This is a genomic window from Bifidobacterium cuniculi (genome assembly GCF_000741575.1).
GTDB lineage: Bacteria > Actinomycetota > Actinomycetes > Actinomycetales > Bifidobacteriaceae > Bifidobacterium > Bifidobacterium cuniculi.
Window position 1 is genome coordinate 548,442 of record NZ_JGYV01000001.1, and the last position, 13,674, is coordinate 562,115.

The 13,674-nt window shown below is 62.1% G+C and carries 11 protein-coding genes and 4 tRNA genes; 11 read left to right on the forward strand and 4 right to left on the reverse strand.

The window, feature by feature from the left end; all coding sequences use genetic code 11:
* Positions 1 to 2: 2 nt before the first annotated feature.
* The 4 genes from tpiA to BCUN_RS02470 all read left to right on the forward strand — a co-directional run bounded on the left by tpiA (position 3) and on the right by BCUN_RS02470 (position 3,942).
* Positions 3 to 806 carry a triose-phosphate isomerase gene (tpiA, locus tag BCUN_RS02455; protein ID WP_033516385.1) on the forward strand — a complete coding sequence of 268 codons (804 nt, stop codon included), beginning with the start codon at positions 3 to 5 and terminating at the stop codon, positions 804 to 806.
* A 73-nt stretch (positions 807 to 879) separates the two neighbouring features.
* A complete protein-coding gene (gene secG, locus BCUN_RS02460) occupies positions 880 to 1,128 on the forward strand; it encodes a preprotein translocase subunit SecG (RefSeq protein WP_033516392.1) in 249 nt (82 codons plus the stop codon).
* Between the two features lie 105 nt (positions 1,129 to 1,233).
* Positions 1,234 to 2,064 (forward strand): HAD-IIB family hydrolase, encoded by an 831-nt coding sequence (locus tag BCUN_RS02465; RefSeq protein WP_033516384.1) that lies wholly within the window; start codon positions 1,234 to 1,236, stop codon positions 2,062 to 2,064.
* 219 nt (positions 2,065 to 2,283) lie between these two features.
* Positions 2,284 to 3,942 (forward strand): aminotransferase class I/II-fold pyridoxal phosphate-dependent enzyme, encoded by a 1,659-nt coding sequence (locus BCUN_RS02470; protein WP_238552289.1) that lies wholly within the window; start codon positions 2,284 to 2,286, stop codon positions 3,940 to 3,942.
* A 142-nt stretch (positions 3,943 to 4,084) separates the two neighbouring features.
* Here BCUN_RS02470 and tal read toward each other — a convergent pair whose 3' ends face one another.
* Together tal and tkt are read right to left on the reverse strand one after the other, a co-directional pair.
* Positions 4,085 to 5,191: a transaldolase gene (gene tal / locus BCUN_RS02475; RefSeq protein WP_033516383.1), complete on the reverse strand. Its 1,107-nt coding sequence runs from the start codon at positions 5,189 to 5,191 to the stop codon at positions 4,085 to 4,087.
* Between the two features lie 108 nt (positions 5,192 to 5,299).
* Positions 5,300 to 7,396 carry a transketolase gene (gene tkt / locus BCUN_RS02480; protein ID WP_033516382.1) on the reverse strand — a complete coding sequence of 699 codons (2,097 nt, stop codon included), beginning with the start codon at positions 7,394 to 7,396 and terminating at the stop codon, positions 5,300 to 5,302.
* 345 nt (positions 7,397 to 7,741) lie between these two features.
* On the opposite strand from tkt, the gene hrcA reads away from it, so the two are divergent.
* Positions 7,742 to 8,794: a heat-inducible transcriptional repressor HrcA gene (gene hrcA, locus BCUN_RS02485; protein ID WP_033516381.1), complete on the forward strand. Its 1,053-nt coding sequence runs from the start codon at positions 7,742 to 7,744 to the stop codon at positions 8,792 to 8,794.
* Positions 8,795 to 8,856: 62 nt separating this feature from the next.
* Positions 8,857 to 9,993, forward strand: coding sequence for a molecular chaperone DnaJ (gene dnaJ, locus BCUN_RS02490; protein WP_033516380.1), 1,137 nt, complete (start codon positions 8,857 to 8,859; stop codon positions 9,991 to 9,993).
* An 80-nt stretch (positions 9,994 to 10,073) separates the two neighbouring features.
* Here dnaJ and BCUN_RS02495 read toward each other — a convergent pair whose 3' ends face one another.
* On the reverse strand, positions 10,074 to 10,871 hold the full coding sequence (locus BCUN_RS02495; RefSeq protein WP_033516379.1) for a fructosamine kinase family protein: 798 nt from the start codon (positions 10,869 to 10,871) through the stop codon (positions 10,074 to 10,076).
* 108 nt (positions 10,872 to 10,979) lie between these two features.
* Between BCUN_RS02495 and BCUN_RS02500 the strand changes: the two genes are divergently transcribed.
* Positions 10,980 to 11,876, forward strand: coding sequence for an undecaprenyl-diphosphate phosphatase (locus tag BCUN_RS02500; RefSeq protein WP_033516378.1), 897 nt, complete (start codon positions 10,980 to 10,982; stop codon positions 11,874 to 11,876).
* Between the two features lie 79 nt (positions 11,877 to 11,955).
* On the opposite strand, the gene BCUN_RS02505 is transcribed toward BCUN_RS02500, so the two are convergent.
* Positions 11,956 to 12,753, reverse strand: coding sequence for a PAC2 family protein (locus BCUN_RS02505; RefSeq protein WP_081895475.1), 798 nt, complete (start codon positions 12,751 to 12,753; stop codon positions 11,956 to 11,958).
* 288 nt (positions 12,754 to 13,041) lie between these two features.
* On the opposite strand from BCUN_RS02505, the gene BCUN_RS02510 reads away from it, so the two are divergent.
* The 4 genes from BCUN_RS02510 to BCUN_RS02525 all read left to right on the forward strand — a co-directional run bounded on the left by BCUN_RS02510 (position 13,042) and on the right by BCUN_RS02525 (position 13,409).
* Positions 13,042 to 13,114: transfer RNA gene (locus BCUN_RS02510), tRNA-Gly, on the forward strand.
* Positions 13,115 to 13,144: 30 nt separating this feature from the next.
* Positions 13,145 to 13,218 (forward strand) — tRNA-Cys (locus BCUN_RS02515).
* Between the two features lie 12 nt (positions 13,219 to 13,230).
* Positions 13,231 to 13,302: transfer RNA gene (locus BCUN_RS02520), tRNA-Val, on the forward strand.
* A 34-nt stretch (positions 13,303 to 13,336) separates the two neighbouring features.
* Positions 13,337 to 13,409 (forward strand) — tRNA-Val (locus tag BCUN_RS02525).
* Positions 13,410 to 13,674: the final 265 nt, after the last annotated feature.

The window sequence follows — 13,674 nt, forward strand, 5'->3', positions numbered from 1 at the left end:
GTATGGCATCGTCACGCATACCCATGGTTGCGGGCAATTGGAAGATGAATTTCGACCATCTCGAGGCGACCGCGTTCGTCCAGCGTTTCGCACGTGACCTTCGAGCACGTCGCTTCGACTTCGCCAAGTGCGAGGTGGCGCTCTTCCCTTCCTTCACCTCGCTCAGGTCCATGCAGGTACTGGTGGAATCCGACAACCTGAAGATACGGTACGGTGCACAGACCGTGTCCGTCACCTCCCAAGGCGCCTTCACGGGCGATGTCTCCGCGGACATGATCGCCCGCCTCGGCTGCAGCTACGTCATCGTCGGCCATTCCGAACGCAGGAAGTACCATCCCGAAGACGATGCCAACATCGTGGACCAGGTCCGGGCAGTGCTCGCAGCCGGCATGCAACCCATCCTGTGCGTGGGCGAAAGCCTGGAAGAACGACGCAAGGGCATCGAACTTGACTTCGCGGTGGGGCAGGTGCACGACGTAACCCGAGACCTTTCCGACGCGGAAGCCACCCGGCTCATCATCGCCTACGAACCGGTATGGGCCATCGGAACCGGACTGGTCGCCACCCCGCAGTCCGCGCAGGACGCCGCCCGTGCCTTCCGTGAAGACCTCCGCGCCACCTTCGACGGCCAGGTCGCCGGGACCGTGCGCGTCCTCTATGGCGGATCGGTCACCTCCCGCAATGCCATCGAACTCATCGAGGAACCGGACGTCGACGGATTCCTCATCGGAGGCGCCGCACTCCACGTCGACGAGCTCACCAAGATCTGCATGGAGACATTGGCCATCACATCTTCACAAAAATGACGGGACTTTCTCAACGCCATACGCTATGGTAGTACGAGGAAAAACAAGTTCTGGAGGTTCCCTAGTGTCCGCTATCGCAGTAGTAAAGCTGATTCTGCAGATCGTGCTGGTCGTGCTGTCCCTGATCCTGACCCTGCTCATCCTGATGCACAAGGGCAAGGGCGGCGGCCTGTCCGACATGTTCGGTGGTGGCCTCACGCAGAACGCCGGATCCTCCGGTGTCGCGGAAAAGAACCTGAACCGGTGGACGGTGATCATTGCCTTGGTATGGGTCGCCATCATCGTCGCACTCGGCCTGTTCACCAAGTTCAACCTGGTCTGAGGGCCACAACCCACCGCAAACCCATGGACCCCGGTCGTCGGGAATCCATGGGTTTTCCATATGCGCATTGTCCATATCCCAGGCACGAGGGAGAGGGAACCATCCATGAACCGACCGGTGGTCATCGCCGACCTAGACGGCACCATGCTGCACGACGCACCCACCTTCGAACAGCGTGCACTGTCCACGTACACCATCGATACCGTCGACCGGCTGCACCAGGCAGGCATCAGGCTCGCCATCGCAACCGCACGTCCAGTGAGCACCGGATTGTCCATGGTGAACCAACTACATGCCGACGCATGCATCTACCTCAACGGGGCACTCGTGGATTTCGATCCCGCACATTCCGACTTTGCATCGTTGACCGGCGTCAACGACCACGCCGCAGGACACCTGCGCAAGATCGGCTTCGACTCGGACAAGGCGGCAGCCCTCTGCCGTCGCATCACCGAGTCAATCGGCAACGTGGAGATCGGCATCGTCATGGACGATGTACGGTACACCAATTTCGACGTCACGAAATACTGGACCACCCAGACTTGGCGTCCCTCCGACTTCACCGACGTTCCCCAAGGCACCGCCGACAAGATCATCATCTTCCCGGACAGCGCAGAGCAGGCCGAAGCCATCCGTCCCCTCATCCCGGACGATTTCACCGTCCACGTCTCCGAGGGACGCATGTGGATGCTCATGCATCCGCATGCCAACAAGGAGCATGCCGCCCAACTCCTGTGCCGCAATTGGGGAGTGCAGCCCGACGACCTCGTCGCCTTCGGCGACGACACCATCGACATCGGTATGATGCAGTTCGCGGGGACCGGAGTCGCCGTGAGCAACGCCGACCCAACGGTCCTGGACATCGCCGACGCCATCGCCCCGAGCAACAATGACGATGGCGTCGCCCGATGGATCAATGCCCACATATTGAACTGATGCCATACCGACAGCATCGAAAGTTCAACAAGGCAAGGACCTTAACATGAACCATGTTGAACTCTCTGTCTCTATACTCTCTTCGCGTTGAACCATGTTGAACTCATTTACAAAAGTTCAAGATTGAACCGTGTCGGCATACCGGCTTTGAACCCAGAAAGTCCAATCATCCTGCTACAATGAACCCCGTTGTGTTGAACCAAGGACAGGGAGCACCTCATGACAGCATCGTTTGCGGACAGGCTCAACGAGGCCATGGAACTGCGCGGCATCAAGCAAATCGACTTCGTCCACGCGGCACAGGACCACGGTATCAAGCTGGGGAAGAGCCACATCAGCCAGTACGCCAGCGGCAAGACCAGGCCGCGGGAGGAAATCGAGGCGTTCCTGGCGGCCGTGCTCGGCGTGAACGTCCAATGGCTTGAGGGATACGACGTTCCCATCAATGAACACGTCCCCAGCCTTGCCTCCTACAACAAGAGTTCAACGACTTCAAACATTGAACCGCTGGAGGAAAGTGTTGAACTTGACGAAAGTTCAATTTCCGTCAGTGATACTGTGGCCGCATCCTCGTCTCCGGGGTTCAACGCGGATGTACAGAACCCATCCTTCACGGACATTCCCTCATCAGTGAACCAGGACAACGACAAAGGACACCCCATGGCAAGGACCTTCAGCAAATCCACCAAACTGGACAACGTACTCTACGACGTCCGCGGACCGGTCGTACAGGAGGCAGCCCGCATGGAGGCAGCCGGCACCCACGTGCTCAAGCTCAACATCGGGAATCCGGCTCCTTTCGGGTTCCGCACCCCCGACGAAGTGATCTACGACATGGCACAGCAACTCACCGAGTCGGAAGGCTACTCCGCATCCAAGGGCCTGTTCTCCGCGCGCAAGGCCATCATGCAGTATGCACAGATCAAGGGACTGCCCAATGTCGGCATCGAGGACATCTACACCGGCAACGGGGTGAGCGAACTGATCAACCTGAGCATGTCCGCATTGTTGGACAACGGGGACGAAGTGCTCCTGCCGAGTCCCGACTATCCGCTCTGGACCGCCTGCGTCACGCTGGCAGGAGGCAAGCCGGTCCACTACGTCTGCGACGAACAGTCAGACTGGTATCCGGACCTCGAAGACATGCGCTCCAAGATCACCGACCGCACCAAGGCCATCGTCATCATCAATCCCAACAATCCCACCGGGGCGCTCTATCCGAAGGAAGTCCTGGAGGAGATCGTCCAGATTGCCCGTGAGCACCAGCTCATCATCTTCTCCGACGAAATCTACGACCGGCTCGTCATGGACGGCTTGGAGCATACGTCCATCGCATCCTTGGCCCCCGATCTGTTCTGCGTCACCTACAGCGGCCTGTCCAAGTCGCATATGATCGCCGGCTTCCGCATCGGATGGATGATCCTGTCAGGCAACAAGGCCTTGGCCAGGGACTACATCGAAGGGCTTGACATGCTCACCAACATGCGCATCTGCTCGAACGTGCCGGCGCAAGCCATCGTGCAGACGGCGCTTGGCGGACACCAAAGCGTCAAGGACTACATCGTCCCCGGCGGCCGCATCTACGAACAGCGCGAATACATCTATGAGGCACTCAATTCGATTCCCGGCATCACCGCCGTCAAGCCGAAGGCCGCGTTCTACATCTTCCCGAAGATCGACACCAAGCGCTTCCACATCACCGACGACGAACAGTTTGCCGTCGACCTCCTGCACAACGAGAAACTGCTGATCGTGCAGGGGACAGGCTTCAACTGGCATGCACCTGACCACTTCCGCGTAGTGTACCTCCCGCGAGTCGAGGTGCTCAAGGATGCCGTAGGCAAGATGCAGCACTTCTTCGGCTACTACCGTCAGTAAGCCACTTCCCGTGTGACCGGGAGATGGCTTCGCACCGGTCCCGTCGCAAGCATGAAGGGAGGGGCGCAATCCGCAAGGATCGCGCCCCTCCCTTCATGCGTCATCGTTCACGGGATGATCCGGATGACAAGGTGGACTCCACTCAGCCGTTCACGCGGTCGATGCCGGACTGGACATCCTCGAGCACCGAATCCCAGGACTTGATGAAGGCGGCGACGCCGTCGGCCTCAAGCTTGTCGGTGACATCCTTGAAGTTGATGCCGACCTCGGCCAGCTCGTCCATGACGTCATGGGCCTCGTCGTAGTTGCCGGAGATGATGCCCAGCGTGGCGTCACCGTGATCGGCGACGGCCATGAGGGTCTTCTCAGGCATCGTGTTGACGACATCCTTGGCCACGAGCTCGTCGACATACTTGGTGTCGGAGTAGGCGGCGTTCTTGGTGCCGGTGGAAGCCCACAGCGGACGCTGCTTCTTGGCGCCCTTGGCCTCGAGGTCGGCCCAGCGCGGATCCTCGGCAAACTTCTTCTCGAAGAGCTCGTATGCGAGACGGGCGTTGGCGACGGCCGCCTGGCCCATGAGGCCCTTGGCCTTCTCGGAACCGATTTCCTCGAGCTGCTTGTCGACTGCGGTATCCACGCGGGAGACGAAGAAGGAGGCCACGGAGGCGATGTGCTCCAGGTCATGGCCGTTGGCGGCAGCCTGGGCGATGCCCTCGATGAAGGCGTCGATGACCTGTTCGTAGCGCTCGAGCGAGAAGATCAGGGTGACGTTCACCGAGATGCCCTTGGCCAGGGTGGCGGTGATGGCCGGCAGGCCCTCGAGGGTCGCCGGGATCTTGATCATGGCGTTCGGGCGGTTGACCTTCTCCCAGAGCTCGACGGCCTGCTTCTCGGTGGCTTCCGTCTCATGGGCCAGACGGGGATCGACCTCGATGGAGACACGGCCGTTGACGTAGTCGGAATCCTCGGCAACATCCTTGAAGATGTCGCAGGCGTTGCGCACGTCGGTGGTGGTGAGCTCGCGGATGGCGGTCTCCACGTCGACCTTGCCCAGTTCCTTGAGCTGCTCGTCGTACGGACCGACCTGGCTCAGGGCCTTCTGGAAGATGGAGGGGTTGGTGGTCACGCCGACCACGTTGTCGTTCTTGATGAGCTCTTCCAGGTTGCCGGAGGTGATGCGGGTGCGGGACAGGTCGTCCAGCCAGATCGACACGCCAGCGTCAGAAATCTTCTGGGTAGCTTCAGTCATTGTTTGTTTCTCCTACTTGATTGTTGGATGAAAAATACGGGCCGGTGTTGGCGGCAGGGGAGGGGGCGGGCCTCACGATTGGGCAGACCCGCCCCCTCATGGTTTGGTTCAGCGTGCAGCTTCGATGGAGTCCTTGGCGGCTTCCACCACATGCTCGGCGGTGATGCCGAGGTCAATCATGTTCTGCGCGCCATCGCCCTGCAGGCCGAACTGCTCGATGGAGACAGGCTTGCCATAGGTGCCGAGGTACTTGTACCACGGGGTGGCAATGCCGGCCTCGACGGAGACGCGGGCCTTGACGGAGGCGGGAAGCACGGACTCCTTGTACTCGTCGTCCTGCTCCTCGAACCACTCCATGCAGACCATGGAGACGACGCGGGCCTTGATGCCTTCGCCGGCCAGTGTCTTGGCAGCCTCGACTGCCCACTGGACCTCGGAACCGGTGGCCATGATGATCACGTCCGGGGTGCCTTCGGTGTCGACGAGGATGTAGCCACCCTTCTTCACGCCGTCCTTGGCCTTGTCGGCGGTCTCGGCGAGGGTCGGGACACCCTGGCGGGTCAGCACGAGGGCTGCTGGCAGGGTGTTGTCCTTCTCGAAGAAGGCACGGTACGCCTCGGCGGTCTCCCACTGGTCGGCAGGGCGCACGACCTCGAATTGCGGGATGGCGCGGAAGGAATCGAGGTGCTCGACCGGCTGGTGGGTCGGGCCATCCTCGCCCAGCGCCACGGAATCATGGGTCCAGATGAACAGGTTCGGAATCTCCATGAGGGCGGCCAGACGCACAGCTGCACGCTCATAGTCGGCGAACTGGAAGAAGGTGCCGGAGAACGGTCGGGTGTCGGAGCCCAGCAGGATACCGTTGGTGATGCAGCCGGAGGCGAACTCGCGCACGCCGAAGTGCAGCTGGCGGCCATAGGGCGAGCAGTCCGGCCACTGGGTGGTGGCGTACTTCGCCGGGGCGAAGGACTGGGCACCCTTGATGTTGGTGTTGTTGGAGCCACCGAGGTCGGCGGAACCGCCCCACAGCTCGGGCATGACCGGGGCGATGGCGTTGATGACGTTGCCGGAGGCCTTGCGGGTGGCGACCTTGGCGCCGACCTCGAAGGAAGCCTCGAGCTCGTCGATGGCCTGGTCGAAGCCCTCGGGCAGCTTGCCCGACTTGATGCGCTCGTACAGGGCGGCCTTGTCCGGATTGGCGGCCTTCCACTGGTCGAAGGCGGCGTCCCACTCGGCATGGGCCTTGGCGCCGCGTTGTGCGACCTCACGGGCGTGGGCGAGGGCTTCCTCATCCACCTCGAAGGTCTTGACCGGGTCGAAGCCGAGCAGCTTCTTGAGACCGGCGACGGCTTCCTCGCCCAGGGCGGAGCCATGGGAGGACGGATCGTTGGTCTTGCCCGGGGTCGGCCATGCAATCAGGGTGTCGACCTTGATGAAGTGCGGCTTGTCGGTGACCTGCTCGGCCTTCTCGATGACCTTGGCCAGGCCCTCGATGTCCTCCTTGTAGGAGCCGTCGGGCTGGATGAAGCTGAACTCGTCGGTGTACCAGCCGTAGGCTTCGTAGCGCTTGAGCACGTCCTCGGCGAAGGCGATCTTGGTCTCGCCCTCGATCTGGATGTGGTTCGCGTCGAAGATCACGAAAAGGTTGCCGAGTTCCTGGTTGCCTGCCAGGGAGGAAGCCTCGGAGGAGACGCCTTCCTCGACGTCGCCTTCACCGCAGATGACCCACACCTTGTGGTCGAAGGGGGACTTGCCGGCCTCGGTGTCGGGGTCGAGTAGGCCGCGCTCGAAACGCTGACCGTATGCGAAGCCCACTGCGGAGGCCAGGCCCTGGCCCAGGGGGCCGGTGGTCATTTCGATGCCCGGGGTCAGGCCCACTTCCGGGTGGCCCGGCGTGCGGGTGTCCTTGCCGCCGCGGAAGTACTTGAGATCGTCGAGCGTCACCCCATAACCGGAGAAGTACAGCTGCACGTACTGGGTGAGGGAGGCATGGCCGCCGGAGAGGATGAAGCGGTCACGACCGGCCCAGTCGGGATCGTTCGGGTCGTGCTTGATGAAACGCTGGTAGAGCGTGTAGGCGATCGGAGCCAGGGAAACAGGCGAACCGGGATGTCCGTGGCCGGCCTTCTGCACGGCGTCGGCGGACAGGACCTTCGCCATCTTGATGGCGCGCTCGTCCAGTTCAGACCAGGTGTTATCGGTCATAGGTGATCAACTTTCCTTCCAATACTTCGGGCGTGGCCGTCGCGGCTTGGTGCCGCCCGATTCCATGCCCTTCACATTGCCCTTACATACTAGCCGCCGCAAACGACGAGGCGATTCGCGTTTGGCGTGTTCGCCGCCCATTGCCTTCCACCGGCCATACGGGGCGCCCCATCATGTGCCTGCCGCCATGGCCGTGCATGGGGAAATTTGCTGACAGTGAGAGACTAGCACTCCATGACCAAGAGTGCTTATACAATGGGTCCATATTCTTCATATGCGTTCCGCGTACGGGGACCCCAACGGACGTCATGCCCTCGCGCGCAGTCATGAAGGAGGCTTCGAACCATGACCCAGACACGTCGCATGCAGGTATTGCGCGCCGTCGTCGAGGACTACATCCATACCCAGGAACCCGTCGGCTCGGCCACGCTCATCGGCCACCACGACTTCGGCGTGAGCTCGGCCACCATCCGCAAGGACATGAGCGCCCTGGAGCAGGAAGGCTACCTGGACCAGCCGCATACATCGGCCGGGCGCATCCCCACCGAGTCGGCATACCGCTATTTCGTGGACACGCTCGGCGGGAACGAATCGCTGCGTGCCACCGGAAATGCGACATTGCCGCGCCTGCTCGATGGCGCGGTCAGCCTCCAGGACGCCCTACAGCGTGCAGCACGCGCCGTATCGCACTGCACTGGACAGGTGGCCGTCGTGACCGCCCCCGCACTCCCCAGGTCACGGCTCCGGCATCTCGAACTCATCACTGCCTCATCGCATGCCGTACTGGCCGTGGTCGTCACCGACACAGGCCGGGTGGCGCAACACATCATCTCCATGCCGTCCCTGCCGCAGTCCGACGAGTTGGCCACTCTTTGCTCCGCGATCAACACCCGGTGCGCCACCATGACACTGCACGACACCGCCGAGGCCATCCGTGCCGTCCCGTTGCATGACAGTGACCTGGCGCAATTCGTCTCGATCCTCTCAGGCGCCTTCGAGGACCTCGCCGATGAGGAACACGCCGATGATCTCTTCATGTCCGGCATGTCCTCCCTGGCACGGCAGCGCTCCTCGGCAGCGGACCTTGCGCCCCTGTTCGACACCTTGGAGGAACGCGGTGCGTTGGCGCACCTCATGAGTGCGGTCAGTGCCGCCGCCTCCTCCAGGAGCGACGACGTCGGCGTCGCCATCGGATCGGAGACCAAGACGCCCGGACTGCTGCACGCCGCAGTCATCAGCACCGGGTATGGCAGCACGATGGACGGGGACGGGCCAATCGCCTTCGTGGGCTCCATCGGTCCCACCCACATGGATTATGCAGTGGCCATGGCATCCGTCCGCGCAGTCGCCCGTTACCTCACCTCGTTCCTCTCCCACGGACAGGACGACCCTGACTGACACCGACCCAGGACCCCACCCCATGACACAATGGCATGCCAGCAGACCGGAAGGAATTCGCATTGGCTGACTACTACGAGACACTCGGCGTCGAACGCACTGCAACCGAGGAGGAGATCAAGCGCGCTTACCGCAAGATGAGCCGCAAGTACCATCCCGATCTCACCGGCCCGGAAAACGAGGACAAGTACAAGGAGATCAACACCGCCTACGAAGTGCTCAGCGACCCGGACAAGCGTCGCATGTACGATGCGGGCGTGGACCCCAACGACCCGCGTGGCGGCTCCGGCGGCTTCTCCGGCGGCTTCGACATGGGCGACATCTTCAGCCAGTTCTTCTCGGGTGGCTTCTCCGGGGGCGACGGCCCCATCCCACGGTCACAACCCGGACGGGACACCCTCGAGGCGCTCACCATCGACCTGCGCACCGCCGTGTTCGGAGACACCGTCAACCTCTCCTTCGAGACCCTGGGCACCTGCCAGGAATGCAAGGGGACCGGTTCACAGCACGAAGAGCCGCCCGTCACCTGTGACGTCTGCCACGGCACCGGCTCGGTCCAGCGCGTGATGCGCACCCTGCTCGGCCAGATGATGACTTCCGTACCCTGCGAACGCTGCGAGGGACATGGCACCATCATCCTGCATCCGTGCCCTGCATGCCTGGGACATGGTCGTGCCCACGTCCATCGCGACCTGGGAATCCATGTACCCGCCGGCGTCGAGGAAGGCACCCGCATCCGCTTGGCGCAGCAGGGCGAGGCCGGCGAATGCAACGGCACGCCCGGCGACCTGTATGTGGACATCCATGTACGTCGCGACTCCGACTTCACCAGGGATGGCAACGACCTGCACTGCTGGATCCAGGTTCCCATGAGCTGGGCCGTCCTGGGACACACCGTGGGCGTCAGCACCTTCGACGGGGAACAGCAGGTGGACATCCCCGCAGGATGTCAGAACGAGCAGACCATCGCGCTCAGGCAACTCGGTGTCGGCATGCTCGACGACAATGGCGAGCGCGGCGACCTGGTCATCCATGTGACAGTGCAGGTCCCGACGAAGCTGACCGACGAGGAACGCAGTCTCATCGAGCGGTTCGGCACCTTGCACGACGGGGACGCCCAGTCCGTGGCACAGAGTTCGCGTCCGACGACGCCTGCCAAGAAGGGTCTGTTCAGCAAGCTCAAGGACGTGTTCAGCTAAGTGTCCGATGGACGTCAATGGGGCAGTCCCTGCGAGCGTTTCCCTGCCCGCGGGGACTGCCCCATTGACCTGGCATGGCATCAGGCCAGCAGCGAACGGCACATCTGCCGGTATTGACTGACGTATCCGCCCCCGAAGAACACGCAGTGTCCGACGATGGGGTAGAGCTGCCAGAGCGTGGTGCGTTCCTCGTAGCCCGCCTTGAGCGGATGGACGGACTGGTATCCGGCGGTGATGTCGCTCAGGTAGCGCATGCCGAAGAGGTGGAGCATGGCCAGGTCCTCCTCACGGTGGCCGCCATGCGCCGCGGGATCGATGAGCACGGCCTGCACCTTGCCGTCGTGTCCTTTGGTGTACATGACGTTACCGCTCCAGAGGTCGCCGTGTACGCGTGCGGGCTTGTCTTCGGCGGCTCGTCCGAGCAGTCGGGGCAGGGCGTCGATGACTTCCTGGGTCAGGTCCATGTCGGCGGGGCGCAGGCTGCTGCGTTCGATCCCCATCTGGACCATGGGGCGCAGACGGCCTTCGGCGAGGTAGGTCGCGACGTCGGTCCACGTGCCGGTGTCCATGGGAACGGGGTCCTGGAGCGGACCGAAATAGCAGGTGCCGTCGTATCCTGCCGGGGCGGAGCCGAAGTAGGGCGCCCCGGCGTCATGCATGCGGGCCAGGGCCGCGCCGAAATCGAAGGCCGCCTGGACGGTGGGTTCGCAGGGCCGGATCCGCTCGATGTCAAGATGGTCGCGGCCCCATCCATAGACGTGTACGACTCGCGGACCCCCTTGGGATTGCGCTTCGCCTAGCCATTCAAGCCCCTTGCCCTCGCATTCGAAGAAACCCTGCGGCGCAAACGCCCTGGTCTTGCGGTATGTATCTGCCATGCCGATCTCCTTGCCATAATTACGCTTGTTTTCCCAAGTATTGTTCATGGCCTATCATAGTGGCTGCCCTCGCGGCCTTCGCAAGATACGACAATGGAAAGAGCATCCATGAACCTGATTCAAGCCCTGTTCCTCGGCTTGGTGCAAGCACTCACCGAATATCTGCCCGTGTCGTCGAGCGCGCATGTGCGCATCTTCGGCGACCTCATCCTCGGCCATGATCCCGGCGCGGCATTCACGGCCATCATCCAGATCGGCACCGAGCTGGCCGTCCTCGTGTATTTCCGCCGTGACATCTGGAACATCCTGTCCAACTGGTGCCGTTGCCTGGCGGGCAAGTCCGGCAAGGACTGGCGTCATCGCATGGGGGCGGACAACAGGGATGCGTTGCTCGGCTGGTACATCATCATCGCCACCATCCCGATCCTCATCGCCGGACTGTGCTTCCAGGACGCCATCGAAAGCACCCTGCGCAACCTGTGGGTGACGGTGACCATGCTGCTGGTCTTCGGCGTCATCCTGTGGGTCGTCGACGACCGTGCCCGCCAGGTCAAGTCCATCGACGACCTGACCGTGAAGGATTCCATCCTCTTCGGCATCGGGCAGATGCTGGCGCTCATCCCCGGCGTCTCCCGCTCGGGCGGCACCATCACCTTCGGCCGTGCCATGGGCTACACCCGTGAGGCCGCCGTGCGCTGCGCCTTCCTGATGGCCATTCCCGCGGTGTTCGGCGCCGGCATCCTGGAGGCGGTCAAGGCGGTCAAGGACATGGACGATCCCGCCGTGGCGGCCGCCTTCCCGGGGTGGGGCGTCACGATCGCCGCCACGGTGCTCGCCTTCATCGTCGGCTACATCGTGATCATCGGATTCCTCAAGTTCGTCTCCACGTATTCCTACCGTGCGTTCGCGATCTACCGCATCGCCCTCGCCGTCATCGTCGCGATCCTGCTGCTGTGCGGGGTCCTGCAGCCTTATGAGGGCATGCCCATGAACGCCACGGCGTGATGGCATGTCCCGCAACGACGGCGGCCGCCCACCAAGTGACTTGGTGGGCGGCCGCCGTCGTTGCGGGACATGCCATCGGTCAGGGCAGTTCGCGCAGGTAGGCCTCGGCTTCCTGGACCAGCTGCTCGACCTCCGGGGTGCCTTGCGAGGCGATCTTCCTGGCCGACTCTTTCATGTCGTAGTCGTGTTCCAGCTGCTCCACGTACTGTGCCATGTCGGCGTTGTTGCGCACCATGACGTCCCCGCGGGCATGCCACTGCGCGGCCTTGCCGGCCAGTTCCATGGGGGAGAGGTCGACGCCGACAACCTTCGACAGCGCAGCCAGCAGGTCCACGGTGGCCTGCGGACATGGGTCGCTGCCCAGATACTGCGGCACCGACACCCAGATGGCGTCCGTGCGGTAGCCTTCGTCGACCGCCATGGCGTCCAGCACGTGCGGGATGCCGATGGGTCCACTGTATTCGCTGTCCGTGTCCCAGGCCTTGCCGTCCCGACTCATGTCGAGCGGCAACGGACGGCTATGCGGGGTCTCGGCGAACATCGATCCGAGGGTCACCAATTCGTCGACATCGTACTGCTTGGCGAAATGCAGGCTTTCCTGACAGTATTCCATCCAGTGGTAGTTGGGTTCGGGGCCCAGTTGGGCAAGGATATGCACGTCAGGGGAGATCGTGATGTCGTAGAACGCGGTCTGCGGCCAGAGGATGTGGCGTGTTCCCTGGATGGTGCACTGCATGGGACGCGCCGCCTGGAAATCGTAAAATCCGTCACGGCTGATGTGTCCGACCTCAAGCGAGCGATACTTGGAGACAAGGTGGCGCACCACGTTCATGGCGCTCTGGCAGGCGTCGTTCCACCCGTCAAAGGCCGCGACCATAAAGTATTTCGCTCTGGCTCTTTGCTCGTACATGGTTAATACTGTATCCCTGCGATCGTGGCTGAACCGTGAAGCTCAGCTGCTGGTGAATGACTCAGCGGCTGTTCTCTATGCCAGTATATTTTTCGGGACAACGGCAGGGGCACATGCGTCCAGCATACGGCCACGGCAACGTCCCGCGTCACCCTCGCGGACAATGACGACACGCCGATTTGACAGAGATGAGCGCCTCACTTATAGTTTTCTCTTGTGCTCGAAAGCGGAAGATTTCCTTCTCTTTTGAAACACGCGGACATAGCTTAGTTGGTAAAGCGCGACCTTGCCAAGGTCGAGACCGCGGGTTCGAGTCCCGTTGTCCGCTCTAAGGTCCGAGGAGTGCGACGACCTTTACGGTGGGTTAGCCAAGCGGTTAGGCAGCGGCCTGCAAAGCCGTATAGACGAGTTCGACTCTCGTACCCACCTCCACAACTGAAGATCGGGCGGTTGGCGCAGTGGTAGCGCACTTCCCTGACACGGAAGGGGTCACAAGTTCGAATCTTGTATCGCCCACGCAGCCGGCTTGGCCGGCGGATAACCAAAGAACGGGTGATTGGCGCAGCGGCTAGCGCACTTCCTTCACACGGAAGGGGTCATAGGTTCGATTCCTATATCACCCACATCCAAACCCCACGGACCAGCGGTTCGTGGGGTTTTTGTTTCGGCGTGTCCGTTGGGATTCCCCGGCGTGTCGGGCGTGTCGCAACAAGGGCGTCCATGGTGTGTGTAGCGGCCCGTTTGTATTGGTTTCGGAACCCCGTACAGGCATTTGGGCTACCATTTGGGCTACCCGATTGCCAGACGGTTTCCTTGTCGCATCAGGTTAGAGCATGGCAAGTAACACACATACGACACGCCGAGCCTTCGGTTGCGTGTTGGAGAAAA

Excerpts from the sequence above, each read along its gene's own strand:
- tpiA (WP_033516385.1), top strand. The coding sequence starts at position 3 with ATGGCATCGTCACGCATACCCATGGTTGCGGGCAATTGGAAGATGAAT.
- BCUN_RS02505 (WP_081895475.1), bottom strand. The coding sequence starts at position 12,753 with ATGGTCGCGGCCTTTGACGGGTGGAACGACGCCTGCCAGAGCGCCATG.
- hrcA (WP_033516381.1), top strand. The coding sequence starts at position 7,742 with ATGACCCAGACACGTCGCATGCAGGTATTGCGCGCCGTCGTCGAGGAC.
- BCUN_RS02470 (WP_238552289.1), top strand. The coding sequence starts at position 2,284 with ATGACAGCATCGTTTGCGGACAGGCTCAACGAGGCCATGGAACTGCGC.
- tal (WP_033516383.1), bottom strand. The coding sequence starts at position 5,191 with ATGACTGAAGCTACCCAGAAGATTTCTGACGCTGGCGTGTCGATCTGG.
- BCUN_RS02495 (WP_033516379.1), bottom strand. The coding sequence starts at position 10,871 with ATGGCAGATACATACCGCAAGACCAGGGCGTTTGCGCCGCAGGGTTTC.
- BCUN_RS02500 (WP_033516378.1), top strand. The coding sequence starts at position 10,980 with ATGAACCTGATTCAAGCCCTGTTCCTCGGCTTGGTGCAAGCACTCACC.
- tkt (WP_033516382.1), bottom strand. The coding sequence starts at position 7,396 with ATGACCGATAACACCTGGTCTGAACTGGACGAGCGCGCCATCAAGATG.
- BCUN_RS02465 (WP_033516384.1), top strand. The coding sequence starts at position 1,234 with ATGAACCGACCGGTGGTCATCGCCGACCTAGACGGCACCATGCTGCAC.